The sequence below is a fragment of the Curtobacterium sp. MCLR17_039 genome (genome assembly GCF_003234745.1).
Taxonomy (GTDB): domain Bacteria; phylum Actinomycetota; class Actinomycetes; order Actinomycetales; family Microbacteriaceae; genus Curtobacterium; species Curtobacterium flaccumfaciens.
Genome location: NZ_QKTF01000001.1, coordinates 182,181 through 208,919, shown reverse-complemented (window position 1 = coordinate 208,919; position 26,739 = coordinate 182,181). Strand labels below are relative to the sequence as shown.

25 protein-coding genes and 2 tRNA genes are annotated in these 26,739 nt (G+C 71.4%); 21 read left to right on the top strand and 6 right to left on the bottom strand.

Annotated features, from left to right (window positions below; genetic code table 11):
- Positions 1 to 9: 9 nt before the first annotated feature.
- The 5 genes from DEJ00_RS00960 to DEJ00_RS00940 all read left to right on the top strand — a co-directional run bounded on the left by DEJ00_RS00960 (position 10) and on the right by DEJ00_RS00940 (position 5,111).
- Positions 10 to 1,230: a sensor histidine kinase gene (locus DEJ00_RS00960; RefSeq protein WP_111056154.1), complete on the top strand. Its 1,221-nt coding sequence runs from the start codon at positions 10 to 12 to the stop codon at positions 1,228 to 1,230.
- A complete protein-coding gene (locus DEJ00_RS00955) occupies positions 1,227 to 2,498 on the top strand; it encodes a hypothetical protein (RefSeq protein ID WP_111056153.1) in 1,272 nt (423 codons plus the stop codon). The genes DEJ00_RS00960 and DEJ00_RS00955 overlap by 4 nt, the downstream gene beginning before the upstream one ends.
- Positions 2,485 to 3,186 (top strand): response regulator transcription factor, encoded by a 702-nt coding sequence (locus tag DEJ00_RS00950; protein WP_071247332.1) that lies wholly within the window; start codon positions 2,485 to 2,487, stop codon positions 3,184 to 3,186. Before DEJ00_RS00955 ends, DEJ00_RS00950 begins: the two co-directional genes overlap by 14 nt.
- Complete coding sequence (locus DEJ00_RS00945) at positions 3,186 to 3,812, top strand: thymidine kinase (RefSeq protein ID WP_071247330.1); 627 nt, start codon at positions 3,186 to 3,188, stop codon at positions 3,810 to 3,812. The genes DEJ00_RS00950 and DEJ00_RS00945 overlap by 1 nt, the downstream gene beginning before the upstream one ends.
- A 252-nt stretch (positions 3,813 to 4,064) precedes the next feature.
- Positions 4,065 to 5,111, top strand: a complete 1,047-nt coding sequence (locus DEJ00_RS00940) for an LLM class flavin-dependent oxidoreductase (RefSeq protein ID WP_035808847.1) — start codon at positions 4,065 to 4,067, stop codon at positions 5,109 to 5,111.
- 80 nt (positions 5,112 to 5,191) lie between these two features.
- On the opposite strand, the gene DEJ00_RS00935 is transcribed toward DEJ00_RS00940, so the two are convergent.
- The 5 genes from DEJ00_RS00935 to DEJ00_RS00915 form a co-directional block, all read right to left on the bottom strand.
- Positions 5,192 to 5,809: a response regulator gene (locus DEJ00_RS00935; protein ID WP_111056152.1), complete on the bottom strand. Its 618-nt coding sequence runs from the start codon at positions 5,807 to 5,809 to the stop codon at positions 5,192 to 5,194.
- Entirely contained in the window at positions 5,806 to 6,840 is a 1,035-nt protein-coding gene (locus DEJ00_RS00930) for a sensor histidine kinase (RefSeq protein WP_111056151.1), read from the bottom strand. The genes DEJ00_RS00935 and DEJ00_RS00930 overlap by 4 nt, the downstream gene beginning before the upstream one ends.
- 156 nt (positions 6,841 to 6,996) lie before the next feature.
- Positions 6,997 to 7,070, bottom strand: a tRNA-Pro gene (locus DEJ00_RS00925).
- Between the two features lie 93 nt (positions 7,071 to 7,163).
- On the bottom strand, positions 7,164 to 8,120 hold the full coding sequence (locus DEJ00_RS00920; RefSeq protein ID WP_027466402.1) for a metallophosphoesterase: 957 nt from the start codon (positions 8,118 to 8,120) through the stop codon (positions 7,164 to 7,166).
- Positions 8,117 to 10,681 (bottom strand): transglycosylase domain-containing protein, encoded by a 2,565-nt coding sequence (locus tag DEJ00_RS00915; RefSeq protein ID WP_071247319.1) that lies wholly within the window; start codon positions 10,679 to 10,681, stop codon positions 8,117 to 8,119. The genes DEJ00_RS00920 and DEJ00_RS00915 overlap by 4 nt, the downstream gene beginning before the upstream one ends.
- Positions 10,682 to 10,731: 50 nt before the next feature.
- Between DEJ00_RS00915 and DEJ00_RS00910 the strand changes: the two genes are divergently transcribed.
- Together DEJ00_RS00910 and DEJ00_RS00905 are read left to right on the top strand one after the other, a co-directional pair.
- A complete protein-coding gene (locus DEJ00_RS00910; RefSeq protein WP_017888699.1) occupies positions 10,732 to 10,890 on the top strand; it encodes a DUF4177 domain-containing protein in 159 nt (52 codons plus the stop codon).
- Positions 10,887 to 11,348, top strand: a complete 462-nt coding sequence (locus tag DEJ00_RS00905) for a RidA family protein (RefSeq protein ID WP_027466403.1) — start codon at positions 10,887 to 10,889, stop codon at positions 11,346 to 11,348. The genes DEJ00_RS00910 and DEJ00_RS00905 overlap by 4 nt, the downstream gene beginning before the upstream one ends.
- Positions 11,349 to 11,419: 71 nt before the next feature.
- Here the strand turns inward: DEJ00_RS00905 and acs are convergent, their stop codons facing one another.
- The gene (acs, locus tag DEJ00_RS00900; protein ID WP_111056150.1) at positions 11,420 to 13,381 is read right to left on the bottom strand and encodes an acetate--CoA ligase; all 1,962 of its coding nucleotides are present in this window, start codon (positions 13,379 to 13,381) and stop codon (positions 11,420 to 11,422) included.
- Between the two features lie 806 nt (positions 13,382 to 14,187).
- On the opposite strand from acs, the gene DEJ00_RS00895 reads away from it, so the two are divergent.
- From DEJ00_RS00895 to dacB, 14 genes are all read left to right on the top strand, one after another.
- Entirely contained in the window at positions 14,188 to 15,117 is a 930-nt protein-coding gene (locus DEJ00_RS00895; RefSeq protein ID WP_111056149.1) for a CpaF family protein, read from the top strand.
- Positions 15,114 to 15,947 carry a type II secretion system F family protein gene (locus DEJ00_RS00890; RefSeq protein ID WP_181440051.1) on the top strand — a complete coding sequence of 278 codons (834 nt, stop codon included), beginning with the start codon at positions 15,114 to 15,116 and terminating at the stop codon, positions 15,945 to 15,947. The genes DEJ00_RS00895 and DEJ00_RS00890 overlap by 4 nt, the downstream gene beginning before the upstream one ends.
- An 84-nt stretch (positions 15,948 to 16,031) precedes the next feature.
- Positions 16,032 to 16,271, top strand: coding sequence for a DUF4244 domain-containing protein (locus DEJ00_RS00885; RefSeq protein ID WP_027466407.1), 240 nt, complete (start codon positions 16,032 to 16,034; stop codon positions 16,269 to 16,271).
- Between the two features lie 10 nt (positions 16,272 to 16,281).
- On the top strand, positions 16,282 to 16,587 hold the full coding sequence (locus DEJ00_RS00880; protein WP_181440050.1) for a TadE family type IV pilus minor pilin: 306 nt from the start codon (positions 16,282 to 16,284) through the stop codon (positions 16,585 to 16,587).
- A 1-nt stretch (position 16,588) separates the two neighbouring features.
- On the top strand, positions 16,589 to 17,068 hold the full coding sequence (locus DEJ00_RS00875) for a hypothetical protein (protein ID WP_111056146.1): 480 nt from the start codon (positions 16,589 to 16,591) through the stop codon (positions 17,066 to 17,068).
- The gene (gene topA / locus DEJ00_RS00870; RefSeq protein ID WP_111056145.1) at positions 17,044 to 19,863 is read left to right on the top strand and encodes a type I DNA topoisomerase; all 2,820 of its coding nucleotides are present in this window, start codon (positions 17,044 to 17,046) and stop codon (positions 19,861 to 19,863) included. Before DEJ00_RS00875 ends, topA begins: the two co-directional genes overlap by 25 nt.
- Positions 19,860 to 20,495 (top strand): dTMP kinase, encoded by a 636-nt coding sequence (gene tmk, locus DEJ00_RS00865; RefSeq protein ID WP_111056144.1) that lies wholly within the window; start codon positions 19,860 to 19,862, stop codon positions 20,493 to 20,495. Before topA ends, tmk begins: the two co-directional genes overlap by 4 nt.
- 25 nt (positions 20,496 to 20,520) lie before the next feature.
- On the top strand, positions 20,521 to 21,663 hold the full coding sequence (locus tag DEJ00_RS00860; RefSeq protein WP_027466411.1) for a DNA polymerase III subunit delta': 1,143 nt from the start codon (positions 20,521 to 20,523) through the stop codon (positions 21,661 to 21,663).
- 24 nt (positions 21,664 to 21,687) lie between these two features.
- On the top strand, positions 21,688 to 22,323 hold the full coding sequence (locus DEJ00_RS00855; RefSeq protein ID WP_035808852.1) for a TetR/AcrR family transcriptional regulator: 636 nt from the start codon (positions 21,688 to 21,690) through the stop codon (positions 22,321 to 22,323).
- 44 nt (positions 22,324 to 22,367) lie between these two features.
- Positions 22,368 to 22,440: transfer RNA gene (locus tag DEJ00_RS00850), tRNA-Thr, on the top strand.
- A 180-nt stretch (positions 22,441 to 22,620) separates the two neighbouring features.
- The gene (locus tag DEJ00_RS00845) at positions 22,621 to 23,415 is read left to right on the top strand and encodes a glycoside hydrolase family 16 protein (RefSeq protein WP_027466412.1); all 795 of its coding nucleotides are present in this window, start codon (positions 22,621 to 22,623) and stop codon (positions 23,413 to 23,415) included.
- A gap of 192 nt (positions 23,416 to 23,607) precedes the next feature.
- Positions 23,608 to 24,048, top strand: coding sequence for a BLUF domain-containing protein (locus DEJ00_RS00840; protein WP_051596899.1), 441 nt, complete (start codon positions 23,608 to 23,610; stop codon positions 24,046 to 24,048).
- A gap of 93 nt (positions 24,049 to 24,141) precedes the next feature.
- Positions 24,142 to 25,137 (top strand): Gfo/Idh/MocA family protein, encoded by a 996-nt coding sequence (locus tag DEJ00_RS00835; RefSeq protein ID WP_111056143.1) that lies wholly within the window; start codon positions 24,142 to 24,144, stop codon positions 25,135 to 25,137.
- A 73-nt stretch (positions 25,138 to 25,210) separates the two neighbouring features.
- Complete coding sequence (gene dacB, locus DEJ00_RS00830; protein WP_111056142.1) at positions 25,211 to 26,722, top strand: D-alanyl-D-alanine carboxypeptidase/D-alanyl-D-alanine-endopeptidase; 1,512 nt, start codon at positions 25,211 to 25,213, stop codon at positions 26,720 to 26,722.
- The last annotated feature ends 17 nt before the right edge of the window (positions 26,723 to 26,739 follow it).

Genomic DNA, 26,739 nt, shown 5'->3' with positions numbered 1-26,739 from the left:
ATCCACCTCGTGCTCGGCATCCCCACGCACCTCGCACCGCGAGTGAACGCGTGGTCGACCGTGCGCGCATTCCACGCCGGCGCCATCGGGTCCCTGTTGGCCGCGGCCATCACGCTCGTGCTCTACGGCCTGTCCGAGCCCGGGGTGCAGGTCGTCGGCACCGCGCTGGCGGTCGTCCCGATGCTCGCCATGATCGGCGTGCACGTGCAGTTCGGCACCCGGGTCTCGGCGATCGCGTTCCTGGCCGTCGGCGGTGTCTGCGCCTGGTGGTTCGCCGTGGGGGTCCAGCAGCAGGTGCCGACCGGGTGGGTGACCTCGTACCTGATGTCCCTCGTCGTGATCCCGCTCATCCTGGTCGGGGGAGCGGGGGCCGTGCCGAGCCGCGTCGTGCTGTGGTCCTTCGTGGGCTTCCTGACCGGACGACTCGCCACCTGGATCGCCATCGTGCAGGCCGACCAGTCGCCCCGTCCGCTCATCCTGGCGTGGGTCACCCTGGGCTTCGTGGTCGCGCTCGTGCTCTTCACCACCCGCAGCACGGGCCGGAGCGAACGGGTGCAGCCCGAACTCCTGCGCTCCGCGCGCGAAGAACACGTGTCCGCCTACCGCGCCGGGGTCGAGGCCGAGGCGTCCGCGATCCTGCACGACACCGTGCTCAACCACCTCGGCGCCATCGCCCTCGCGCCGGACGGCCCGATGGACCCGCACCTCGCCGAGACGGTCGACGCCGACGTCGCGGTGCTCACCGGCAAGGGGTGGCTCGCGCCGACCGCCCGCCCGCGTCCCGGGGCCGCGGCCGAGGCGTTCGGCGCCATGGTCGACGAGCACCGGACGCTCGGGCTCGACGTCACCGTCTCCGGTGACACCTCCGCGCTGGAACGCCTGGACCAGCGTGCACTGTCGGCGGTCGTCCGGGCCGTCGGCCAGTGCCTGGCCAACGTGCGGAAGCACGCGGGGACCGACGCCGCCGAGGTGAGCGTGTTCGACGACAGCGCGTCCTGCACCGTCATGGTCGTCGACGACGGTCGTGGGTTCGACGAGGACGCCACCGGAGCCGACCGGATGGGCCTCCGCGGTTCGGTGCGTGAGCGGATCGGCCGGGTCGGCGGCGACGTCCAGATCTGGTCGTCGCCCGGCTCCGGCACGAGCGTCATGATGACCGTGCCGTACGGACCGGTCACCGGCGCGGTCACCGTGCCGGTGGTCAGCGACGAGCGGGGGACCGAGCGATGACGGCGGCCCGGCAGCGCCTCGGGTCCGGATCGGGGTCCCGCCGCACCGCGCAGCAGTACGACCCGCTCGGTGCGATGGGGTCGCGGCCCCTGGCCCTCGTGCTCGGGGCCGGCAGCGTCGTCTGGGCCCTGCTCGTGTCGATATTCGACCGCGACGTCGTGGGCAGCCCGACACTCAGCGCCCTCACGGTGCTGCTCGTCGCGGCCTCGGCGGTGGTGGTGCTCGCTGCCTCGAGCCCGTTCCGTGCGCCGTTCCCGCGTTCGGCGTTCGTCGCGCACGTGGGGTTGCTCGGCCTGGCGTCGGTCACGAGCGTCGCGGCGCAGTGGGGGCCGGACCGCAGTGCCCTGAACGACTTCATGTCCCTGATCACCGCGACCGGCATCGTCATGGTCGCGCCGTACCGCCCGTGGACCGACCTGACGATCGGCGGAGTCGTCCTGGCCGCGGTGAACGCCGTGACCTGGGGTGCGGGCGCCGCGGAGTTCCCGCACGAGGTGCCGGTCGCCGTCGCGGCGTTCCTGGCCGCGGCCCCGACGCTCGTGCTGACCGCCGCGTCCGCGGTGTTCGCCTGGACCTTCGCGGGGCTCGCCGAACGGGTGCAGATCCGTGCCGGGTCGTACTCCGTCGCGCGCGCCGAGCGGGACGGCATCGCGGCGAGCGTGCAGCAGGACCGCTCGACGATCCTGTCCCGCGACGTCGCCCCGTTCTTCGCCGAGCTCCGCACGCGCGACGTCATCACCGACGCCGACCGTGCCCGTGCCCGCGCGATCGCCGACGGCATCCGGGCGTCCATGGTCGCCGACGCCGATCGCACCTGGTTCGAGCACGCCGTCCGGGTCGACGGCGGCCAGGCGCCGGTGGTCGACGACCCCGACGGCCTCATCGCGACGCTCGACACCGACCAGCGGGCGGTCGTCCGCACCTTCGTCCGTGCAGCGCTCCGCGCGTCGACCGTCGACCCGGCCGGGTTCCGCGCGACCGTGCGACGAGCCGACACCGTGGCGGGCCCGGCCGCCCAGGCAACCCCGGCACCCCTGGCAACTCCGGCGTCGCCGGCAGCGTCGGCGCCCCTTGCCGCCCGGCCCGCGCAGTCGCCCGCACCCGCTCGTGTGTCCGTCGACATGGAGCTCGCCGTGGCGGACTCCGACATCGGCATCCACCGCACCTTCGACCCCTACTTCGCCGTCCTCCGCGTGACGTTCCCCGACCTCGACGTCGCGGTCCGCCCTTCCGCCCTCGCACTAAGGTTCTCCTATGACCAGCACTGACCCGAACAGGCTCTCGGAGGGGTTGCCGTCCCTCCCGAACCCGGGAGCACGACGTGTGCGGCTGGCCATCCTCGACGACCACGAGGTGCTGCTGGACAGCCTGTCGAGCTGGATCGCGGTGAACGCGTTCGACTTCGACCTGGCCCTGACCGCGCACACCTGGCTCGAGATGGTCCACAGCGACAGCTTCCCGACCGACCTGGTGTTCCTGGACTTCCAGCTCAAGGAACCCGTCTCGATCGAGGCCCGCGTCCGCACCTGCCGTGCCGCCGGCGCGAAGGTGATCGTGCTCTCGAGCGTCGACAGCCGTGAGTCCCGCGACCGTGCCCTGGCCGCCGGTGCCGCGGCGTTCCTGTCGAAGTCGCTCCCGATGCGCGAGGTCATGGACGTCGCCCGCGAGATCATGGGCGTCGCCCGCGAGACCCCGCAGCCCCGGGAGTGGCGTCCGCTGCCGACGGGTGCCGCCGCCCACCAGCGGCCGAAGCTCAGCGCCGGTGAAGAAGAGGCGCTCCGGCTCTACGTGTCCGGCTACTCGACGAACGAGGTCGCCGCGCAGATGAACGTGCAGTACGAGACCGCCAAGACCTACCTGCGTCGCGTGCGCGAGAAGTACAGCAAGGTGGGCCGCCCCGCCTCGAAGAAGTCCGACCTGATCCGTCGGGCCGCCGAGGACGGGTTCCTCGCGTAGTGGCGAAGCTCTACTTCCGCTACGGCGCGATGAACAGCGGCAAGAGCACGGGCCTGCTGCAGGCCGCGTACAACTACGAGGAGCGCGGGCACCGGGTGCTGCTCGCCAAGCCCGCCGTGGACACCAAGGGCGACCGTGAGATCGTCTCCCGTCTGGGCGTCACCCGGACCGTCGACATCGTCTTCTCCCCGGACGCCGACGTGCGCCAGGCCGTGACCGCCGCCGGCGCCGTCGACCCCGAGTCGGACCGCCTGGACGGCATGGTGCGGCCCGTCAGCTGCGTGCTCGTCGACGAGGCGCAGTTCCTCACCCCGCGGCAGGTCGACGACCTGCTGCGCATCGCGGTGCTCGACGAGATCCCGGTCATCACGTACGGCATCCGCACGGACTTCCGCACCGAGGCGTTCCCCGGAAGCGCCCGCCTGCTCGAGGTCGCGCACTCCCTCGAAGAACTGAAGACCATCTGCCGCTGCGGCCGCAAGGCGGTCTTCAACGCCCGCACGGTCGACGGTCGGTTCGTCTTCGACGGCTCCCAGGTCGCGATCGACGGCGTCGACGTCGCCTACGAGTCGCTCTGCGCCAACTGCTACCTGACGGAGTCCGGCGGCCGCCTCGACGGCGCCTGACGCTCGGCGCCCGAGACGCAACCGAAGGGCGGCCTGGAGGCGCGGTACGGGCCCCGCCACGGGCCTCCAGTCCGCTGCACGGTGCGTCCAGGGCGCGCCGCACGCGTCCGCCGAGTGGTCGCGAACCGTCGATGCCGCGACCTCCAGGCGACGCCTGGCGACCCGTCGGCGGCCGCGCGACGGCATGTCCTGACCGGTCGACGTCCCGGTCCCGGGTGGAATGCGGGCGCGCCCGCGTGCGTTGGTGACCACATGACCGACGACACCCTGCACCTGTCCGTCCTCGACCTGGCCACCCGCGAGTACGGCCAGTCCAACACCGAGGCCCTGCAGGGGTCCATCGACATGGCCGTGCACGCCGAGCAGCTCGGGTACGAGCGGTTCTGGGTCGCCGAGCACCACGGGATGCCGGGCATCACGTCCTCGGCCCCGGCGGTGCTGCTGAGCGCCGTGGGTGCGGCCACCTCGACCATCCGCATCGGTTCGGGTGGCGTCATGCTGCCGAACCACGCGCCCCTCGTCGTCGCCGAGCAGTTCGGCACGCTCCGTGCCCTGTACGGCGACCGGGTCGACCTCGGGCTCGGGCGCGCTCCCGGCACCGACGGCGCGACGGCGATGGCCCTCCGCCGCACGGACCGACTCGACGTCGACGACTTCCCGGACCGCCTGGCCGACCTGATCGGGTTCTTCACCGGCATGGGCGCGGAGAACCCGCTCGCCGGCATCCGCGCCGTGCCTGGCTACGGCGACGTGCCGGAGTTCTGGCTGCTCGGGTCCTCGGGCTACAGCGCCCAGGTCGCCGGTGCGCTCGGCATCTCGTTCGCGTTCGCCCACCACTTCGCGTCGGACAACACCGAGGCCGCACTCGCCCTGTACCGCGACTCGTTCCGTCCGTCGCGCTTCCGCCAGACGCCGAACGCGCTGATCGGCGTGCAGGTCGTCACCGACGAGGACCCCGCCGTCATCGACGAGCAGAGCGCCCCGGGCATGATCTCGTTCATCCGGATGCGCTCGGGCCGGAAGCCCGAGCCGGTGTCGATGGACGAGGCGCGTGCGTACGAGTTCAACGACCTCGAGCGTCGGTTCATCGCCGCCCGTACCGAGCGTCAGGCCTACGGCAACGCCGAGCAGGTCGCGGAGAAGATCAACGCACTCGTGGCGTCGACCGGGGCGAACGGCGTGATCGTGTCGCCCGGTGCTGCGCAGGCGCGGTACCGGCACCAGGCGCTCGACGTCGTGGCCGGGCTGCACGCCGCCGGCAAGCTCGTGCCCGCGGGCGCGGCTGCTGCGTCCGTCTAGTCGGGGTCGCTTCGTGAGCAGGAATGGTCGGGTGTCCACTGGGCACCCGACCATTGCTGCTCACGGAGTTCCGCGGAGCCTCAGGTGAGCAGGCCCAGGCGCGTGGCCGCGGCGACGGCACCGACGCGGGAGCCGACGTCGAGCTTGCGGAACACGTTGTAGACGTGCCGCTTGACGGTGCCGATCGCGAGCTGCAGGTCGGCGGCGATCTCGGCGTTGGTGCGTGCGGCGGCGATGAGTCGCAGGACCTCGAGCTCGCGGTCGCTCAGCGGTGAGCCGGCACGGGCCTCCGTGACCAGGTCGACGGGGAACGTGACCGGAGCCGCGTCGGCATGTGCCGCACGCGCGATCCGGTCGACGAGTTCGCGGCTCGGGGTGTCCTTCGTGACGAAGTCGACCGCGCCGGCGTCGAGCAGGGTGCGGCGGAGGACCGCGTCCCGGTGCATCGTGAGCACCACCACCCGGATGTCCGGGCGGGTGCGGCGGATCGTGGCGATCGTCGTCCGTGCCGGAGGACCGTCCAGCTCGACGTCGAGCAACAGGACGTCGACCGCGGCGGCCTCGGGGGAGTCGAGCACCTCGGCCGGTCGCTCGCCGTGTGCGACGACGCGGATCGTGGGGACCGCGGCCAGGATGGTGGCGAGCCCTTCACGGAACAGCCGGTGGTCGTCGACGATGGCGACGTGGGTGACGGTCACAGGGCGCCCCTCGGGATCCTCAGACGGACGGTGGTGCCGTGCTGTCGGCTGCCGCGGGTGCTCTCGACGTCGAGCCGAGCGCCGATCACCGCGGCACGCTCCCGCATCGTCTGCTGCCCGAGGCGACCGTCGGCATCGCTGTGCACGTCGAAGCCCGGACCGTCGTCGGTCACCGTCACCACCACGGCAGCGCGGGACCACGCGAAGCGCACCGAGGTCGTCGACCCCGGGGCGTGCTTGCCGCGGTTCGTGAGCGCCTCGAGCAGGATCGTCAGCGCTTCCTCTGCCTGCCAGTTCGGCAGTGGACCGGAGGTGCCCGTCGACTCGATGGACAGGCGATCGTCGTCGGGGAACAGGTCGTGCACGTGCCGGCGGAGCGCGTCGTCCAGCAGTGCGTCACCGACGCGGGCGTGCAGGCTCACCGCGAGGTCCTGCACGTCGCCGAGCGCGCTCCGGAGCAACCGTGCCGCGTCGTCGAGCTGCGCGGCGCGCTCGTCCGCGGTCGGGTCCGTCAACAGGACGAGGTCGAGGCGCTGCAACCCGGCGAGGATGCCGTGTGCCACGCGGTCGTGCAGGTCTCGCGCGATCTGCGTGCGGGAGTCCAGGTGTGCCGTGGTGACGCGCTGACGCAGCGCCTCCGTGTACGCGACCGCTCCGGCCGGGAACCGGCTCCAGATGCCGGCGTGCAGGGCTCTGGTGGCCCGCAGGACCTCGGCGGTGGACGCCGCGCCGACCTCGTCGACGAAGACCGGCAGGTAGGCGTCGAAGAGCATCTCCGCCGCGAGCATCGCGCCGGCCGGGTGCTGGGCGTGCTCGGCGTGCAGACTGCCGGTCGCCAGGTGCTCGGGGTCGAGGAACGTGTGGCTCACGACGCTGCCGTCGGTCCCCGCCGCGTAGCGCTCGTGGGCCTCGGCGATCATCGACGTGACGTTCTCCGTCAGGTTCCCCGCGAGCACCGGGTCGTCCGCGATGTCGGGGAACTCCGCAGCGATCGTGGTGAGCACGGCGGCGAGGGGATGGTCGTTCTGCATGGCGTTTGCGAGCGTAGCGGGAGGTGGTGCTCGCAGCGGGGGACGAACGGACCGAGTGGGTCGTGCGACCCATCGGCGGTCGAGCTGCGCCCGGGAAAAGCAGAAGGCCCTGGTTCCGGAGAACCAGGGCCTTCTTCGTACTGTCTCAACACAGTGTCGGGGTGACAGGATTTGAACCTGCGACCTCCTCGTCCCGAACGAGGCGCGCTACCAAGCTGCGCCACACCCCGCGGTGTGATCACTCCGTACCGGAGCAACCCGACAATACTATCCGATGATCCAGGGTGCTCACGACCATCCGGCGAACTCCCGGGCGAGTCGGGTCAGGACGCCCGTGCGGAGAGGGTGACCACGACCGCCTCGGGTCGGCAGGCGAACCGGACGGGCGCGTAGATCGAGGTGCCGAGGCCCGCGGAGACCTCGAGCCACGACCAGTGGTTGCGGTGCTCCCACTTGTGCAGCCCGCTGGCGTACCGGCGGGGGAGGTCGCTGTTCGTCACGAGCGCACCGACCCCGGGGACCGCCACCTGACCGCCGTGGGTGTGCCCGGCGAAGATGATGTCGGCGCCCTGGGTCACGAAGGCATCGAGCACGCGACGGTAGGGGGCGTGCGTGACACCGATCGCGACCGGCGCGGGGCCGTCCTCGTCCTCGGACCACGGCACGTCACTGCGCATCTCGTCGACGTTGGTGGGGAGCAGGTCGAGCCGGTCCCAGTCGCGGTGCGCGTCCGAGGTGCCGAACAGCTCGAAGCGGGAGCCGCGGAGTTCGATCGCGTGCGCCTGGTCGTTCAGATCGAGCCAGCCGAGCGACTCGAAGAACGCCGTCTGCCGATCGATGTCGAGCCCGACGGGCTCCGCGGCCTTGTGCATCCGGCTCGGCCCGGAGAAGTACTTGAGCGGGTTGCGCGGGGAGGGCCCGAAGAAGTCGTTCGACCCGTAGGCGAAGACCCCGGGCACGCCGCGGAACGGCTCGAGCGCGTACTCCACGGCGGCGTTCGCGGTCGCGTGGCCGAGGTTGTCCCCGGTGTTCACGATGAAGTCCGGCTCGACCAGGCTCAGGTCGCGCAGCCACTGCTGCTTGTCGGCCTGCCACGGGGCCATGTGGATGTCGGACAGGTGCAGGACGGTGACGTCACGGGAGCCCGGCGGGAGCACCGGGACGGTCTCCCACCGGATCCCGAAACGGCGACGCTCGACGAGCGAACCCCACGCTGCCGACGCGGCACCGACGGCCGCGCCGGCTGCGAGGACCCCGAGTGCGGTACGACCGCGGGTCACTTGCAGTCCTTGGGCGCCTTGCCGTTCTTGTCGCCGTACAGGGTCAGCGTGACCGTCGAGTCCTTGTTGGCGTCGGTGTGCACGCCGGGCTCGACCGAGGCGACACGGCACTCCTTGTCGCCGCCGCCCTTCGCGTACTGCTCGGCGATGGCGACGTTCGTCAGCCCGACCTGGTTCAGCTGGGCGCGTGCGTCGGAGAGGGGCTTGCCCGTCACCGACGGCACGGTGATCTGCGACCCGTCGGAGGTGTAGACGGTGACGCTCGACCCGGACGACAGCAGCGAACCGGCCGACGGTGAGGTCGAGGTCACGGTTCCGGCCTTGCCGGCGCCCGGCTGCGCGCCGCCGTCGACGTAGGTGAAGCCGGCACCCGAGATCGCGGCGCGGGCCTCGTCGGCCGTCTTCCCGCGGAGGTCCGGCAGCGCCTTGCTGTTGCCGCGGAGGGCGGAGGTGTTCGGGTCGGTGAAGGCACCGGCGGGGTAGGCGGCGTTGATCGGGGTCATCGCCTGCTGCCACACGCTCGCTCGGACACCGGCGTACGTGCCGTTGACCCCGTTGCTGTAGTGCCGCAGGTTGTTGAGCTTGCCGTCGGTGTTGCCCTGCCAGTACGCCGTCGCGACCCGCGAGCTCGACCCGACGAGCCAGATCTGGTTCGCGGTGTCGGTGGTACCCGTCTTGGCGAACAGCTGGGTACCGTCCGGGGTCTGCGCGCCGCGGGCGGTACCGCTGGCGATCGTGCCCTTCATGGCGTAGACAGCGGCATGGGCGACCTCGGGGTCGAGCACCTGCTTGCAGTCCTTGGTCTGTCCGCCGAGCTGCTTGCCGCTGGGGGAGGTGACCTGCTCGATGGCGATCGGCTTGCAGTAGATGCCGTTGTTCGCGACGGCGGCGTAGGCGGCTGCCATCGTCATCGGTGCGATCTCGTTGACGCCGAGGACGGACGACGGGGTGTACTGCAGTTCGCCGCCGTCGGCGCGGTGCACGCCGAGGGACTCCGCCGTGTCGCGGATGTCGCACAGGTCGAGCTTCTGCGCCATGTTCAGGAACGCCAGGTTGATGGAGCCGGCGGTCGCGGCGGCCACCGTGTAGTTGCCGCTCTCGCCGGGGCTGTCGTTCTTCGGGTTGTAGTTGCCCGCGGTGATCGGTGACCCGCAGGCGGTCCAGCCGGACGACATGTTCCGTGGTGCGCCGCTGACGACCTCGTTGAGACCGTGACCAGCCTTGAGCCAGGCGAGGAGCGTGAACAGCTTGTACGTCGAGCCGGTCTGGAAGCCGCCGGAGTTGCCGTACTTGTAGTCGACGCTGTAGTTGATCGAGGTCGACGTCGGCGCGGACTTCAGCGACTGGTCGTAGTCCTTGTTCTGCGCCATCGTCAGGATGCGACCGGTGCCCGCCTCGATCGAGTTGAGCGTGGCCCCCAGCGCCAGGCCGGTCTCGGCCTTGTTGTCGTAGGTGTTGACGAGCCGCTTCTGCTCGGCGTTCAGGTCGATGTTCAGCGTCGTCTGGATCTTGTAGCCGCCGTTGCGCCACGCGGTGTCACGGGCCTTCTGCGACGATCCGAGCTGCGACATCTCCTTGACGACCTTGACGGCGTAGTCGCAGAAGAACTGCGATCCGTCGCCGACCGACGCCCGGCACCCCTGCGAGGGCTGGGTCAGGCGGACGTAGTCCTTCGGGTTCGAGGCGACGGCCTGGTCGTACTCGGCCTTCGTCAGGTTCTTCTGGGCGTACATCGACTTCAGGATGACGTCGCGCCGGGCGACGTTCGCCTCGTACTTCTTCGGGTTCGACAGGTTGCGCGCCTCGGGGTACTGCACGATGGCGAGTAGTGACGCCGCCTCGGCCGGGGTCAGGTCGGTCGCGCTCTTGTTGTAGTAGTGCTGCGCGGCGGCCTGCACGCCGTACGTCTGGTCGCCGAAGTAGGCGATGTTCAGGTAAGCGGTGAGGATCTCCTTCTTGGAGTACTTCTTCGCCAGCCCGATCGCGAGCTTCATCTCCTCGAGCTTGCGGGGGATGGTCTGCTCGACTGCCTCGTTGTAGGCCTTGACCTGCTCCTTCTTCGTGGGGAGCTCGAGGGCCTGCTGCATCTTGATGTTGCGGACGAGCTGCATCGTCAGCGTGGAGCCACCGCCGGAGTCGCCGAGACCGCCCGCGAGGCTGCCGACACCGGCGCGGACGAGGGACGTCATGTCGACGCCGCCGTGGTCGTAGAAGCGCTTGTCCTCGCCGTCGATCGCGGCGTTCTTGAGCTGTTCGCTGATCTGGTCGAACTTCAGCTCTTCGCGGTTCTGGTCGTACACGGTCGCGAAGTGCACGGACTTGCCGCCCGAGTACGCGTAGACCTCGTTGCGCTGCGGGAGGTCACCAATCTCGATGTACTCCGGCAGGGACTCGAACACGCCGATGGTGGACGTCGTCGTGACACCGGCGACCGCGATGGCCGGGGTGACACCGATCGTGACGAGCAGGCCGGCGAGGGCACTGAACCCGACGAATCCGATGAAGGCGCCGACTGCTGAGACGGGCTTGGTCCGCGATGCAGACGTCTTCTGGGCAGACATAGGATGCAGCCTAAACGACACCCCCGACTGAAAGGCTGGCAAGGAACCGCATGACTCGCTGGGAGTACTTCACCACGCCGCTGATGATCCACAACACCACCGCGATCCTCAACAACTACGGGGACGAGGGTTGGGAACTGGTCCAGATCGTCACCGGGCCAGAAGGCGGTCTCGTCGCCTACCTGAAGCGCCCCAAGGCCGACGCATGAGCGTCTCCGACCGGCTCGCCGCCCTCGGCCTGACGATCCCCGCGGTCGCCGCGCCCGTCGCCGCGTACGTCCCCGCCGTCGTGACGGGGCAGTACGTCTACACGGCCGGTCAGCTGCCGTTCGTCGACGGTGCCCTGCCCGTGACCGGCAAGGTCGGCACCGACGTCGACGCCGAGACCGCCGCCGCCCAGGCTCGTGTGGCCGCGCTGAACGCCCTGGCCGCCGTGCAGTCGGTCGCCGGCTCGCTCGACCGCGTGGCGCGGGTCGTCAAGGTCACGGTCTTCGTCGCCTCGGACCCGTCGTTCACCGGTCAGCCCGGGGTCGCGAACGGCGCGTCGACCCTGGTCGGCGAGGTCTTCGGGGACGCCGGCGTCCACGCGCGGAGCGCGGTGGGCGTCGCGGTGCTCCCGCTGGACGCACCGGTCGAGGTCGAGCTGGTGGTGGAGCTCACCGCCTGACGGACCGTCAGCCGAACGCAGGACGCGAGCAGGGCCTCCAGTCTGGATCTGACTGGAGGCCCTGCTCGTCGTCACCGGGACTCCATGAGTTCCGCGATGGTCGCCATGATCGTCGGGTCGGCGAGCGTGGTCGTGTCGCCGATGCGGCGGCCCTCGGCCGCGTCGCGGAGGAGGCGGCGCATGATCTTGCCGGAGCGTGTCTTCGGCAGCTCCGGCACGATGACGACCTGGCGGGGCTTCGCGATCGCGCCGATGCGTGTGCCGACCCAGTTGCGCAGTTCCGTCGCTGCGGCCTGGCGGTCGACGTCCGCTGCGGCCTCGGAGGTGAGGATCACGAACGCGACCACCGCCTGCCCGGTGGTCTCGTCGGCGGCACCGACCACGGCGGCCTCGGCGACGCCCTCGTGGCCGACCAGCGCGGACTCGATCTCGGCCGTCGACAGACGGTGGCCCGAGACGTTCATGACGTCGTCCACACGCCCCTGCACCCAGATGTCGCCTTGCCCGTCGAGCCGTGCCCCGTCGCCGGCGAAGTAGCGGCCGGGGAAGCGTGACCAGTAGGTCTCGACGAAGCGGTCCGGGTCGTTCCAGATCCCGCGGGCCATCGAGGGCCACGGCTCGGTGATGGTGAGGTAGCCGCTGCCGCCGGGGTCGGCGCGGTTGCCGTCGTCGTCGACGATCTCGGCGACGATGCCGGGCAGGGGCGTCTGCGCGGCGCCGGGCTTGAGCTTCGTGACGCCGGGGAGGGCGGAGATCATGATCGCGCCGGTCTCGGTCTGCCACCACGTGTCGACGATCGGGGTGCGGTCGTGGCCGATGACCTGCCGGTACCACTGCCACGCCTCGGGGTTGATCGGTTCGCCGACGCTGCCGAGCAGGCGGAGGGTCTCGAGGCTGCGCGCCTCGGGGATCTCGCGGCCGGCCTTCATCGCCGCGCGGACCGCCGTGGGTGCGGTGTACAGGACGGTGACGCCGTAGGCGTCGACGAGGTCCCACCAGCGCCCGGGCTTCGGTTCGTCGGGGGTGCCCTCGTAGAGCACCTGGGTGACGCCGTTGGCGAGCGGGCCGTAGACGACGTAGGAGTGGCCGGTGATCCAGCCGATGTCGGCGGTGCACCAGTAGACGTCCTTCTCCGGGTGCATGTCGAAGACGTTCTTGTGCGTGTAGGCCGCCTGCGTCAGGTAGCCGCCGGAGGTGTGGACGATGCCCTTCGGCTTCCCGGTCGTGCCCGAGGTGTACAGGATGAACAGCGGGTTCTCGGCGGGGAACGCCGGGGCCTCGTGGGTCGGTGCCGCCTTGGCGAGTTCGTCGTGCCACCAGAGGTCGCGGTCGTTCCAGGCGATCTCGTTGCCGCCGCGCTTGACGACCAGGACGTGCTCGACCGTGTCGGTGCCCTCGCCGGTCAGTGCCTCGTCGACGGCGGGCTTGAGCGGTGAGACGGCACCCCGCCGCCACCCGCCGTCCGCGGTCACGACGAGCTTCGCGCCGGCGTCCTCGATGCGGGCGCGGAGGCTCTCCGCGCTGAACCCGCCGAAGACGACCGAGTGCACGGCACCGATGCGGGCGACGGCGAGCATCGTCACGACGGCCTCGGGGATGAGCGGCAGGTACACGATGACCCGGTCGCCCCGGCCCACGCCCAGGTCGGTGAGCATGTTCGCGGCGCGCTGCACCTCGGCGGTCAGCTCGGCGTAGGTGATGCGGCGCGTGTCGCCGGGAGCGCCCTCGAAGTGGATCGCGACCCGGTCGCCGTTGCCGGCGCGGACGTGTCGGTCGAGGCAGTTCTCGGCGACGTTGAGCGTGCCGTCGGCGAACCACTTCGCGAACGGGGCGCCCGACCAGTCCAGGGTCTGCGTGAACGGGGTGCGCCAGTCGAGCAGGGAGCGGGACTGCTCGGTCCAGAAGGCCTCGCGGTCGGCTGCTGCCGCGCGGTGGAGGTCCTCGCCGGCGACCGCGTCGGCCACGAACTCGGGCGGCGGCGCGAAGGTCGCTCCGTCGTCGCCTCGGGGGTCGGTCTGGGTCGGAGTGGACATCGATGTCCTTTCGCGTCGTTGCGGCCTCTGGTGGCATCCGTCGTGGTTGCGTGCGTGCATCCCTCGCCGGTGCCTGCGTGCATCCGTCGCCGGTGCGTGCGTGCATCCGGAGACTACCCCTCGGCCGGGTCGGGGCGCGGCACGCCCGGACGTCGTGTCCGGGGTTGCCCTCGAGGGCCGATCGTGGGGTACAGTAGTTCCCGCTGGACTCGTTTCCGGCGGCATCGAATCGGATTCCCCCCAATCCCTCGATGTCAAGGCGGCACCTGTTCCCCCCAACCGGTGCCGCCTCTTCTGTTTCCCGGGGTCCGACTCGAGCGAGGGTTGCTCGTCGGGCGCCGTCGTGTGCCCCGATCCGCGCAGGGACGCCGGTCGCGTGGACAGACCGGTCCATGCTCGTGCATGCATTCTGCATGTTCTTGCGTAGCAGGTGCTACGTGCAGTCCGGCCGGGGGAAGCGGGGGTGGTGGGTCACCCCGAGCGCGTCGGTGTCGCATCATCGACCGGGGTACGGCTTTCCGTTTCGGGGGACAAACCGGTCCGTTGGTAGGGCATTCCGACGTTGTCCACAGAAGTGGGGACCGTCTCTCCGGGGCGGTGGCGCGCTCCCTACCGTCGGCGGCATGCCCCTGCACCGTGCTCCTCTTCTTCCCCGCGCGTCGGCGTCGGTGTCCGCCGCGTCGCCGTCTCACGCCTCGGCGCCTGCTGCGTCGACACCGCCTGTGTTCTCGGCACCGGCGCGGCCCTTCGCTCCGTCGGCCCCCTTCCTGCCCGGAACCGCGCAGCCGACTCGTCGCCGGGCCGCCGTGGTAGTCGAGTTCGAGGAACTCGCCGCCCTGGTGGCGGATGCCACCGTGACGGACGTCCTGGTGCTCGGTGGCGTGGGGACGTGGGTCGACCGCGGGACCGGGCTCGAAGCCGTCCAGCCGCGACTGACCGAAGCGCGAGCCCGCGAGCTCGCGACCCGGCTCGTCGCGCTCGGCGGTCGCCACGTCGACGAGACCACCCCGTGCGCGGACGTCCGGCACGGCGACGGCGTCCGGGTCCACGTCGTCCTTGCTCCGGTGTCCGTCGGCGGCACCGCCGTGTCGATCCGGCTACCACAGGTCCAGCGTCCCTCCCTCGCCACCCTCGAGCGCGGCGGCACCTTCGCGTTCGTCCCGCGGTCGGTCGTCGAGGACGCCGTCGCCGCGCGCCGGAACGTCCTGGTCACCGGCGCGACCGGCAGCGGCAAGACCACCCTGCTCGCGGCGATGCTCGGCAACGTCCCCGTCGACGAGCGCATCGTGACGGTGGAGGACGTCGCCGAGCTCCGGATCGCCCACCCGCACGTCGTCGCGCTCGAGGCGCGGCAGGCGAACGCCGAGGGGGTCGGCGCGCTCGGCCTCGACCGGCTCGTGCGCGAGGCGCTGCGGATGCGCCCCGACCGGATCGTCGTGGGGGAGTGCCGCGGTGCCGAGGTCCGCGAACTCCTCTCCGCCCTGAACACCGGGCACGACGGGGGAGCCGGCACCGTGCACGCCAACGGCATCGCCGACGTCGTCGCTCGCCTCGAAGCACTCGGCGCACTCGCCGGCCTCGGTGCCGAGGCGCTCGCCCGGCAGGCCGTCAGCGCCTTCGACCTGGTCCTGCACGTGGAACGACGAGCAGGACAGCGGCGGCTCGGCGGCGTGGGCACGTTGTGCGTCGGCCCGGACGGGAGGCTCGAGGTGCGCCCGGTGGACGGGCTGCGGTGAGCCGACCCACACCCGACGGCCCGGCGCGGGTTGCCGGGGTGCTCGACCGGGTGGCGACGCTGGTCGCGGCGGGGGTCCCGCCGCCGCGGGCCTGGCGGCTCGTCGGCGGACTGCCCGGGGTCGGGGGACCCGCGCAGCACGACATCGTCGTCGTCCTCCGCGTGGCGGACCGGACGGGAGCGCCCGTCGCGGAGACCCTCCGTGGGCTCGCCGGCGCGCTCCGACGGGCCGCCGCCTCGGACCGCGCGATCCGGGTTGCCCTGGCCGGTCCGCGGACGAGCGCCCGGGTCGTGCTCGCGCTGCCGCTCTTCGGGTTGGGCCTCGGTGCGGCCTGGGGCGCCGGTGCCGTCGAGGTCCTGGTCGGTTCACCGGCCGGTTGGGCGTGCTCGTGCACCGCGGCGGCCCTCGTCCTGGCCGGTCGGAGGTGGACCGCCCGGCTGGTCCGTTCCGCGACGCCCGACGGCCGCGTCCCCGGGGTGCTCCTCGACGCCTGGGCTGTGGCGGTCGCCGGAGGCGGGTCGTGGACCACCGCCGGGCAGGCCGTCGCCGAGGCGTCCGCGGGAGCCGCCGCGCCCGCCGGAGAGCTGGACCGGCTGCGGGAGGTCCTCGACCTCGCCCGGCGTGCAGGGGTCCCCGCCGCAGGGTTGCTCCGCCGCGCCGCCGAGGACGTGCGCGACGAGGCCGCTGCCGACGGGCTCGTGGCGGCGGAACGACTGGCCGTCCGACTGGTGCTGCCACTCGGGGTCTGCGTCCTGCCGGCGTTCGTGCTCGTGGGGGTGGTGCCCGTGGTGGTGGGGGTCCTCTCCTCCACGGTGGGCGGTACTGCGTGACTTCTCCACAGATGCCACCGGGACCGCCTCGTCGACACCCCGGCCCGGACACGCTGATCCCACCGAACAGAAAGGACGGACACCATGAGCACCACGTCATCCCCCGGCAACCGCACCCGTCGGACCATCCGCCACCGTCACCCGCGCCCCCTCGTCGCCCGCTGGGGGTCACGACTGCGGGACGACCGGGGATCGGCGACCGCCGAGTACGCGGTCGTCATCCTCGCCGCCGTGGCCTTCGCCGGTGTGCTCGTCGCCGTCATGCGCTCCGGCGAGGTCCAGACCATCCTCACCGACCTCGTCCGTGGCGCGCTCTCGCTGTGAGCGCGGCTCCGTGACCGTCGAGTTCGCGGTGGCGCTCCCCGTGGTGGCGATCGTGCTGACCGCCCTCGTCGCGGCGGTCCTCGTCGTCGACGCGCAGGGCCGTCTGCAACTCGCCGCAGCCACCGCCGCCCGGGCGATCGGGCGCGACGACGAGAGCCAGGGGCGGTCAGTGGCCGACCGGATCGTCCCGGGGGTCTCGGTCGTCGTCCGGTCGGACGGCGACCTGGTCTGCGTCGACGCCACGCGCGGCGCGACCGGTCCCGCCGCGGCACTCCCACTGACCGCGACGGGGTGCGCCGCGGCCCGAGGGGGTTGACGTGACGAGTCCCGACGGCCAACGCGGCTCGGCGACCGTGCTGCTCGTGGCGGTCCTCGGCGTGGGTGTCCTCGTCGGGTCGTCGGCGCTCGCCGCAGCCGGTCACCGCACGCAGGCCATCCGGGCCCAGGGCGCCGCCGACGCAGCCGCCGTGGGCACCGCGGCTGCCGCCACCGGGCTGGTGCCGGGGGACCCCTGCGCGGTCGCCACCCGGATCGCCACGGCGAACGGGGCCGCCCTCGACGCCTGCGAACTCGTCGCCACCACGGCCCGGGTCCGCGTGGTCGTGGGCACGGGTCCGTTCGTCGTCGGCGCACTCGCGGTGGCCGGTCCGGCAGGCGACCCGCCCGAACACTATGTGTATGGTGTGCCTGTCGGCCCGCGGTCACCGATGTCCCGGTCGACCCGGACACGCTCGTGGACAGGGCCGATCAGCACCATCGATCAAGGAGACACGTGCCAGGCACGAAGAAGCTCGTGATCGTCGAGAGCCCTGCGAAGGCGAAGACGATCGCGCAATACCTCGGTGACGGATACGAAGTCCAGGCCTCGGTCGGACACATCCGTGACCTCGTCGAGCCGAAGAACCTGCCGGCCGAGCTCAAGAAGGGCTCCCTCGGTAAGTTCTCGGTGGACGTCGACAACGGCTTCGAGCCGTACTACGTCGTGTCCGACGCCAAGAAGAAGACCGTCTCCGAGCTGAAGCGTGCCCTCAAGGACGCCGACGAGCTCTACCTCGCAACAGATGAAGACCGCGAGGGTGAAGCGATCGCGTGGCACCTGCTGCAGGTCCTGAAGCCGAAGGTTCCCGTCAAGCGGATGGTCTTCCACGAGATCACGAAGGAGGCGATCCAGCGCGCGCAGGAAGCCACCCGTGAGCTCGACACCGCCCTCGTCGACGCGCAGGAGACCCGCCGGATCCTCGACCGTCTCTACGGGTACGAGGTCTCCCCGGTCCTGTGGCGCAAGGTCGCCCCCGGTCTGTCCGCCGGCCGCGTGCAGTCCGCCGCGACCCGTCTCGTCGTCGACCGTGAGCGCGAGCGCCTGGCCTTCGTCTCCGCCAACTACTGGGACCTCTCCGCCCGGTTCGAGAAGGCCGGCGAGTCCTCCTTCTCCGCGCGACTCGCCCGGATCCACGGCACCCGCGTCGCCTCCGGTCGTGACTTCGACGACCGCGGCACGCTCAGCGGTGACGTCGTCCGGCTCGACCAGGCCGCTGCCGCGTCGCTGACGACGGTCCTCGAGCGCGCCGGTGACGCCACCGTCCGCAGCGTCGACTCGAAGCCGTACACGCGACGCCCGGCCGCCCCGTTCACCACGTCGACGCTCCAGCAGGAAGCCGCGCGCAAGCTCCGTCTGTCCCCGCGACAGACCGCTCGTGCTGCGCAGACCCTGTACGAGAACGGCTACATCACCTACATCCGCACCGACTCGGTCTCGCTCTCGAAGCAGGCCATCGACGCCGCTCGCAAGCAGGCAGCCGACCTGTACGGTTCGGCCACCGTGCCCGACAAGCCGCGTCTCTACGCGAGCAAGAGCAAGAACGCGCAAGAGGCGCACGAGGCGATCCGTCCCGCCGGCGACTCCTTCCGCACCCCGCAGGACCTGCAGGGCACCCTGACCGGTGTGGAGTGGCGCCTCTACGACCTCATCTGGAAGCGCACCATCGCGTCCCAGATGGCGGACGCCAAGGGTTCGACCGCGTCGATCGTGCTCGGCATCTCCTCCGCCGAGTCGGTCGAGGGCATCGCGTCGACCGCGAACGGCACCGACGCCGAGTTCACCGCCTCGGGCACCGTCATCACGTTCCGCGGCTTCCTCAGCGCCTACGAAGAAGGCCGTGACGAGGACCGCCACGAGTCTTCCGAGCGTGCCGGCCAGGACGTCGCCCTGCCGAACGTGGCCCAGGGCGAGCACCTCGCGGTCACCGACGTCGAGGCGAAGGGGCACGACACCACCCCGCCGCCGCGCTTCACCGAGGCGAGCCTCATCAAGACGCTGGAAGAGCTGGGGATCGGGCGTCCGTCGACCTACCCCACGATCAGCCCGACGATCATCGACCGTGGCTACGTCTCGCTCCGCGGCACGCAGCTGGTGCCGAACTGGATCGCGTTCAGCGTGGTGCGGTTGCTCGAGGAGTACTTCGGCGAGCTCGTGGAGTACGACTTCACCGCCGAGATGGAAGAAGACCTCGACCGCATCGCCCGCGGCGACGCCGACCGCGTGGACTGGCTCAAGGGCTTCTACTTCGGTGGCGGCGACGACGACCAGCGCGGCCTGCGGACCGTCATCGACAACCTCGGTGAGATCGACGCCCGCGAGATCAACTCGGTCGAGCTCGCTCCGGGCCTCACGCTCCGGATCGGTCGGTACGGCCCCTACATCGAGGTGCCGAGCGATGACCCCGAGAAGCCGCGGCGTGTCAACGTCCCCGAGGACCTCGCTCCCGACGAACTGACCGTCGAGAAGGCGAAGGAACTCGTCGACGCCCCGGTGATCGGGGACCGCGTCGTCGGGATCAACCCGGAGACCGGGAAAGAAGTCCTGGCGAAGGACGGCCGCTTCGGCCCCTACGTCACGGAGCGCACCCCCGAGCCCGAACCCACCGTGGACCCGAAGACCGGCGAGGTCGTCGAGGCACCCGCAGCGGCAGAGGCCCCGGCGGCCGAGGCAGCTGCTGCGACCGCGACGAGCGAGACGGCGACGGCGAAGAAGGCCCCCGCCAAGAAGGCGCCCGCGAAGAAGACGACGAAGAAGGCCGCGGCGCCGAAGGAACGCACCGCCTCGCTCTTCAAGTCGATGGACCCGCAGACCGTCGACCTCGAGACCGCGCTGAAGCTCCTCGACCTTCCCCGCGTCGTGGGCCAGGACCCGGAGACGGGCAACGACATCACGGCGCAGAACGGCCGGTACGGGCCGTACCTGAAGAAGGGGACCGACACCCGGACCCTGCCCGGCGAGGACGCGATCTTCGACATCGACCTGCCCGGTGCACTCGAGCTGTTCGCGCAGCCGAAGTACGGCGGCAACCGCACCGCCAGCGCCGCCCTCAAGGAGTTCGACGCCGACCCGGTGTCCGGCAAGCCGATCAAGATGAAGGACGGCCGGTTCGGCCCGTACGTCACCGACGGTGAGACGAACGCGACCATCCCGAAGGGCGAGGACGTCGAGGCCGTCGACCACGCCCGCGCGGTGCAGCTCATCGCCGACAAGCGTGCCAAGGGGCCGGTCAAGAAGAAGACCCCGGCTCGTCGGACGGCGGCCAAGAAGAAGTGACCGGTCGCTTCATCACGCTCGAGGGCGGCGACGGCGCGGGCAAGACGACCCAGGCGGAGCTGCTCTCGGCGTGGCTCGGCGCGCACGGCCGGACCGTGGTGCGCACCCGCGAACCCGGCGGCACGGACCTCGGCGTCCAGATCCGGCAGATGGTCCTGCACGAGCGGGGCCACGTCGCTCCCCGGGCCGAGGCGCTGCTGTACGCGGCCGACCGTGCCCAGCACGTCGAGACGGTCGTCCGTCCGGCGATCGCCCGTGGCGAGGTCGTCCTGCAGGACCGCTACATCGACTCGTCCGTCGCCTACCAGGGCGTCGCGCGCGGGCTCGGCGCCGAGCAGGTCCGCTCCGTCTCGGAGTGGGCAGCGGACGGTCTGGCACCGGACCTCACGATCCTGCTCGACCTCGACGTCACTGTCGGACGCGCCCGGGTGGCCGCGGCACGGGGGGACACCTTCGACCGCCTCGAGTCCGAGGCCGCGGCGTTCCACGAGTCCGTCCGTCAGGCCTTCCTCGAGATGGCCGAGGCTGAGCCGGCGCGCTTCCTGGTGGTCGACGCCTCGGACCCGACCGACGCCGTGCAGGACGCGGTCCGTCGAGCGGTCGCTCCGCTCGTCGGGATCGACCCGGCATGACGGTGGTCACTGACAGGATGGTCCCGTGAGCGTGTGGGACGGCCTGACCGGGCAGGAAGAAGCGGTCGCGTCGCTGCGCAACGCGGCCGAGTCGACCGACGGCACCGGTGGCATGACGCACTCGTGGCTCATCACCGGCCCGCCCGGGTCGGGTCGGTCGAACGTGGCGACCGCCTTCGCCGCGGCGCTCGTGGGCAACGGCCCCGACGACGACCACACCCTGCGGCAGATCACCGCGAAGACCCACCCCGACGTCTCGGTGCTCACCACCCAGCGCGTGATCATCACGATCGACGAGATCCGGCAGCTCGTCACCTCGTCGTACTACTCGCCGTCGGTCGGGCGCTACCGCGTCGTCATCATCGAGGATGCCGACCGCATGACCGAGCGCACCTCGAACCTGCTGCTCAAGGCGCTCGAGGAACCCCCGGAGCGCACGGTCTGGATCCTCTGCGCCCCGAGTGAAGCCGACCTGTTGCCGACGATCCGGTCGCGCGTCCGCTCGGTCCGTCTGCGCGTGCCCGGCATCGAGTCCGTCGCCGACCTGCTCGTCGCCCGGACCGGTGTCGACCGCGCCCTCGCGATGGATGCTGCTCGTCAGGCGCAGAGCCACATCGGCATGGCGCAGCGCCTGGCCACGAGCGAGCCCGCACGTGACCGCCGACGCCGCACCCTGACGACCGTGCTCGGTGTGCGGAGCGTGGGTGACGCCGTCATGGCGGCCGCCGAGCTCCTCGCCGTCGCCGACGAAGACGCCAAGTCCATCACCGAGCAGCGCGACTCCGAAGAGCGCGACGCGGCCCTGCGCTCGCTCGGGGTCGAACCCGGCGGGACGATCCCGCCGGCGCTCCGGTCACAGCTCCGCGCCCTCGAGGACGATCAGAAACGCCGTGCGACCCGCAGCCTGCGCGACGGCCTCGACCGGATCCTGGTGGACGTCTCCTCGCTGTACCGCGACCTGCTCCTGCTGGGGCTCGGAGCCCCGGCGGAACCGGTCAACCTGGCCATGCGAGACCAGCTCGAGCACGCGCTGCCGACGACACCGCCCGCTGCCGCGCTCGAGGTCCTCGACGCCGTCGCCCTGGCGCGCCAGCGCATCGCGGCCAACGTGGCGGCACTCCTGGCGCTCGAAGCACTGCTCGTCACCATCGCCCGCGCCCGCCGCTGAGGCACGGCGTGCGACAATCACGGCATGCCCGACGCTGAACCCGGCCTGCGCGAACGGAAGCGCCGCGCCACCCGGCGCGCCATCCAGCAGGCTGCGCTCCGGATCGCCCTCGAGGACGGCCTCGGCGCGGTCACGGTGGACGAGATCTCCCGGCGAGCCGACGTCTCGCCGCGGACGTTCTTCAACTACTTCCCGAGCAAGGAACAGGCGATCCTCGGGGACGACCCGCAGCTACCCGACGACGCGGCGTTGCAGGCGTTCGTCGACGGTGGTCCGAGCGGTGACCTGCTCGCGGACATCGGCACGCTCCTCGTGCACTCCACGCGCGAACTGATCGAGGAGCGCGGGCTCATCGAGGAGCGTCAGCAGGTCCTCCGCGCGAACCCGGAGCTGTTCAGCCGTCGGATGGCGTCCATGAAGGAGTTCCAGGCGGAGCTGCAGGCGGCCGTCGCACGGCGGCTCGAAGACGCCGACCCGGAGCTCGCCGCGGACCCTGAGGCGCTTCGTCGCCGCGCCGGTCTCGCGGCCATCGTCGCCCTCGCCGCCCTGCGCCACGCATGGTGGGAGTGGTCGGGTTCCGAAGCCGGGACACACCTGGTCGACGAGCTCGAACGGTCCTTCGCCGAGCTCGGCGTGCTGGTTTCGCGTTCACTCGTCTGAACCTGTATAGTCATTGCTCGTGCCACTCCGGACATGGAGTGTGCGCCGCCTTAGCTCAGTCGGTAGAGCGATTCACTCGTAATGAATAGGTCGTCGGTTCGATTCCGACAGGCGGCTCCGTGAACACCCCGGTCAGGTCCACTCGAAGTGGCTCTGACCGGGGTTTTCGTATTCCGGACGAATCCGTGTCCCTCGCCCGAGGGGCAGACGTCGGGCGTGATCGCGGGCTAGCCTTGTCCGCGATACGGGGGACACGATGACCGACCACCAGCCCAGCGCTCCACCGGCGATGACGCAGTGCTGAAGCGTGTCCTGGTCATCGTCGTGGTCGCCGCCACCGCCGGAGCCCTCGCGGTGACCGCGGCAGCCGTGCCCGAGTCCGTCGCGACGTCCGCGTCGACCTCGTCGCCGAGCACCGGTTCGTCCGCGACCCCGACGGCGTCCGCGACCGGCCCCGCGTACCTGGCGGACCGCGAGCCGACCTTCTCCGAGGACTTCGACACCCCCGCCGCAGCCGGCGGCCCCTTCGCCGAGACGTACCGGAACTCGTGGCAGCCGTACCCCGACGGCACCGGCGGCAAGTACTACTCGAACGAGGTCGTCAGCGCCCACGACGGCTACCTGGACGTCGCGATGGACGGTGAGCACGGTGCTGCCGGAACGTTCGGCACACCCACCGGCGCGTGGTCACACGTCGGCGGCACCTTCAGCATCCGAGCGCGGGCGACCGGCGGAGACGGCAACGGGATCGCGGTCATGCTGTGGCCGACGTCGAACGCCTGGGCCGACGGCGAGTTGAGCTACCCGGAGGGACAGTTCGACGGGTCGCCCCGTGTCTTCCACCACTCGATGCTGCCCGGGCTGGAGCGCCGCTTCGAGCACTACAACACCCGGGTGTCCTGGAACGAGTGGCACACCTACACGACCGAGTGGGTGCCGGGCAAGAGCGTCCGGTACTACCTCGACGGCAAGCTCGTGTTCACGGTGCCGCGCAACGTCCCCACCACTCCGCACCGCTACATGTTCCAGACCGGCAACTGGGGCGACCCGGGGCACGTCCAGATCGACTGGGTCCGCACCTACGACAGGTGAGTGACCAATCCCCCCGGACGGGGGCTCCGAATCAGTCCGGTCGTACGACCCGACACCCGTGTGCTCGCGTCGATGACCCGAACCTCGACGCGGGCGCGCGGACGGGAACGATCCCCGTTCTGGGGCTGCCCGACGGGCTCGGTGCGGTCCACGATGAGAGGGAACACGTTCCGTCGTCACCGAGAGGTCGTCATGCTGCTGTCCCTGGTCTACATGAGCGCGGCGAACGAGGTGTTCGACCAGGAGCGGCTCGACGCGCTGCTCGAGCACGCACGGGTCCGCAACACCGCGTCCGGCCTGTCCGGTCTGCTCGTCTACAAGGACGGCCGGTTCATGCAGCTGCTCGAGGGCCCTGAGGCGGCCGTGCTCGAGACGTACCAGCGCATCATCGACGACCCGCGGCACACCGACGTCGGCCTGCTGGTCGAGGAGCGCATCCACACCCGGCGCTTCGGCGAGTGGAAGATGGCGTTCCACCGCGAACCGGACGCCGACCTGCCCGACGGCTTCGACTCGTTCCTCGCCGAGGGCGACGCGAGCGCCGACACGAGCCGTGCCCGTGAGCTCCTGCGCTGGTTCCGGAACCACCCGATGGCCGCCCCGGACGCGGCGCTCGGCAAACACCGCCGCTGACGACCCGAGGCGGCCACCGCCGCTGACGACCCGAGGCGGCCACCGCCGCTGACAGCGCCGCCGCGGCCCACCTCGCGCTGGTAGACAGGACCCATGACGGTTCGCTGGGGAGTCATCGGCACAGGCGGCATCGCACGGTCCTTCGTGGGCGACTGCACCGCGGCCGGCATCGTGTTCACCGCCGTGGGCAGCCGCACCCGCGAACACGCCGAGGCCTTCGCCGCGGAGTTCGGCATCGAGCGGTCCCACGGTTCCTACGAGGACCTGGTGGCGGACGAGCGCATCGACGCGGTCTACGTCGCGACCCCGCACGTCCGGCACGCCGAGGACGCCCTGCTCGCGATCCGGGCGGGCAAGCACGTCCTGGTCGAGAAGGCCTTCACGATGACCGCGGAGGAGGCCCGTACGGTCGTCGACGCAGCTCGGCACGCGGGCGTCGCGGTGATGGAGGCGATGTGGACCCGCTTCCTGCCGCAGATGGCGATGATCCGCGAGATCGTCGCCGAGGGTCGGATCGGTCGCCCGATGGTGGTCGAGGCGACACACCACCAGGCCCTCCCGACGGACCCGGGTCACCGGCTGCGCGACCCGGCACTCGGTGGGGGAGCGATGCTCGACCTCGGGATCTACCCGGTGTCCTTCGCGGTGGACGTGCTCGGCGTGCCGACCGCGCTCGTCGCAGCGGGCACGCTGAGCGAGCAGGGCGTCGACGAGCAGATGGGCCTGGTGATGACGCACCCGGGCGGCGCGCAGTCAATGATCCACTTCGGGATGGACCTGCGGAGCCCGAACACGGCGTCGATCATCGGCGAGACCGGCCGCATCGACCTCGACTCCACCTGGTACACGCCGACCACCTGGCGGATCCGCGACCGCGACGGCGCCGTGGTCGAGGAGTTCGACGGTCGCGAGGAGCTCGCCGGCTACGAGCACGAGGCACGCGCCTTCGAGACGATGATCACGTCGGGCCGCCACGACGGCGGCCCGATGGACCCGGACGAGACCGTCGCGATCATGCCGGTGCTGGACGAGGCACGTCGCCAGGTCGGGGTCCGGTACCCCGCCGACGGTCCCGGCACGGCTCCCTGATCCGGCACCCGTCCTCGACGGATCCCGCCCCCGGCCTGGAGGCTCCTGCCGCAGTTCCGTAGGATCGGTCACGATGTCCGAGCAGCAGCCCACCCCGCGTTCCGTCCCGGAGCGGTTCCGCGCCGCCGTCACCGCGGCGCGCGCCTCCGCCGCACGACGCCCGGTCCCCTGGATCGCGGGTGGTCTCGCGGCGCTGCTCGTGGTCGGCTCCGGTGGGGCCGTCGCCGTCGCAGCGGCCACGACCCCTGACTCCCGGACTGCTGCCGCGCCGAGCTCGACCCGGACCGCGTCCTCGGCTCCGGACCGGACGACCACCACGAAGCGCCCGACGGCGAAGCCGTCCCCGACGCCGACCGCCGACGCCCGCGCGGTGCCGAACGACCTCGCCGGCCCGTCCGCCCTCCGGACCTGCTCGATCGCGACGGCTGCGTCGGCGAGCGGCCTCGGCGACTTCGAGGGGTACGTGATGGACGCCGAGACGGGCAAGGTGCTGTTCTCGAAGCACGGCGAGCGGGCCGCCCAGACGGGCAGTGTCATGAAGACCCTGACGTCGGCGACCGCGCTCTCCGTGCTCGGGGGTGACCACCGCATCCCGACGACCGTCACACGGGAGTCCGCGAACACCGTCGCCCTGGTCGGGCACGGTGACGCGACGCTGTCCGCCGGCGGCGGCACCGTGTACCCGGGCGCCCCGACCCTCGCCCAGCTGGCGCAGCAGGTGAAGGCGAAGGTGGGTGCCGCCCCGGTCACCACGATCGTCACCGACGACTCCTACTGGAGCGATGCCGACGCCTGGGACCCCACGTGGCCGGTCTCCGAGCGCACCATCGGGTACCAGCCGGAGGTCACCGCGCTGATGGTCGACGGCGACCGAGCGAACCCCGCAGCGGCGACGTCACCGCGGTCGGAGGACCCCGTCGGGCGGGCGGGCGTCGCCTTCCGCACGGCACTGGCGAACGCAGGAGTCGCGGGCGCCGGTTCCGCGCAGATCGTCAAGCGGGCGACGACGGGCACCGAGACGATCGCCACGGTCTCCTCGCAGCCGGTGTCGACGCTCATCGGGCAGATGATCCCGAACTCGGACAACACCCTGGCCGAGATGCTCGCCCGGGTGTCCTCGAAGGAGTCCGGGTCGAACGGCTCGGCGGCGTCCCTGTCGTCCGTGTACCAGTCGGCGCTGCGCTCCTACGGCCTCGACCCGGCCGGCATCGTGATCAAGGACGGCTCGGGCGAGAGCGCCTCGAACGCCGTGTCACCGGAGTTCGTCGCCCACCTGATGGTGCAGGTCGCCTCCGGAGCGAAGGGCCTCGGGACGCTCGCGAACGCCCTGCCGGTGTCCGGGCAGTCCGGTACCCTCGCCAGCCGGTTCACCGGCGCGAACGCGGTCGCCCGTGGCAAGGTGCACGCGAAGACGGGCTGGATCGACAGCGCGAACACGCTCGGCGGCTACATCGACGCCGCCGACGGGTCCCGGTTGACCTTCGCCTTCTACGCCATCGGTTCGCCGCGTGCGGCGGCACTGCCGGCACTCGACGCGGTGACCGCCGCGACCTACTCGTGCGGGAGCAAGCTCACCGGCTCCTGAGCCGACGGGTGTTGGAT

Bases quoted from the DNA above. Each gene is read 5' to 3' on its own strand.
- DEJ00_RS00930 (WP_111056151.1), bottom strand. From the start codon at position 6,840: ATGCAGAACGACCATCCCCTCGCCGCCGTGCTCACCACGATCGCTGCG.
- DEJ00_RS00885 (WP_027466407.1), top strand. From the start codon at position 16,032: ATGAGCACCACGTCATCCCCCGGCAACCGCACCCGTCGGACCATCCGC.
- DEJ00_RS00855 (WP_035808852.1), top strand. From the start codon at position 21,688: ATGCCCGACGCTGAACCCGGCCTGCGCGAACGGAAGCGCCGCGCCACC.
- DEJ00_RS00955 (WP_111056153.1), top strand. From the start codon at position 1,227: ATGACGGCGGCCCGGCAGCGCCTCGGGTCCGGATCGGGGTCCCGCCGC.
- acs (WP_111056150.1), bottom strand. From the start codon at position 13,381: ATGTCCACTCCGACCCAGACCGACCCCCGAGGCGACGACGGAGCGACC.
- DEJ00_RS00835 (WP_111056143.1), top strand. From the start codon at position 24,142: ATGACGGTTCGCTGGGGAGTCATCGGCACAGGCGGCATCGCACGGTCC.
- DEJ00_RS00905 (WP_027466403.1), top strand. From the start codon at position 10,887: ATGAGCGTCTCCGACCGGCTCGCCGCCCTCGGCCTGACGATCCCCGCG.
- DEJ00_RS00950 (WP_071247332.1), top strand. From the start codon at position 2,485: ATGACCAGCACTGACCCGAACAGGCTCTCGGAGGGGTTGCCGTCCCTC.
- DEJ00_RS00840 (WP_051596899.1), top strand. From the start codon at position 23,608: ATGCTGCTGTCCCTGGTCTACATGAGCGCGGCGAACGAGGTGTTCGAC.
- DEJ00_RS00940 (WP_035808847.1), top strand. From the start codon at position 4,065: ATGACCGACGACACCCTGCACCTGTCCGTCCTCGACCTGGCCACCCGC.
- DEJ00_RS00910 (WP_017888699.1), top strand. From the start codon at position 10,732: ATGACTCGCTGGGAGTACTTCACCACGCCGCTGATGATCCACAACACC.
- dacB (WP_111056142.1), top strand. From the start codon at position 25,211: ATGTCCGAGCAGCAGCCCACCCCGCGTTCCGTCCCGGAGCGGTTCCGC.
- DEJ00_RS00915 (WP_071247319.1), bottom strand. From the start codon at position 10,681: ATGTCTGCCCAGAAGACGTCTGCATCGCGGACCAAGCCCGTCTCAGCA.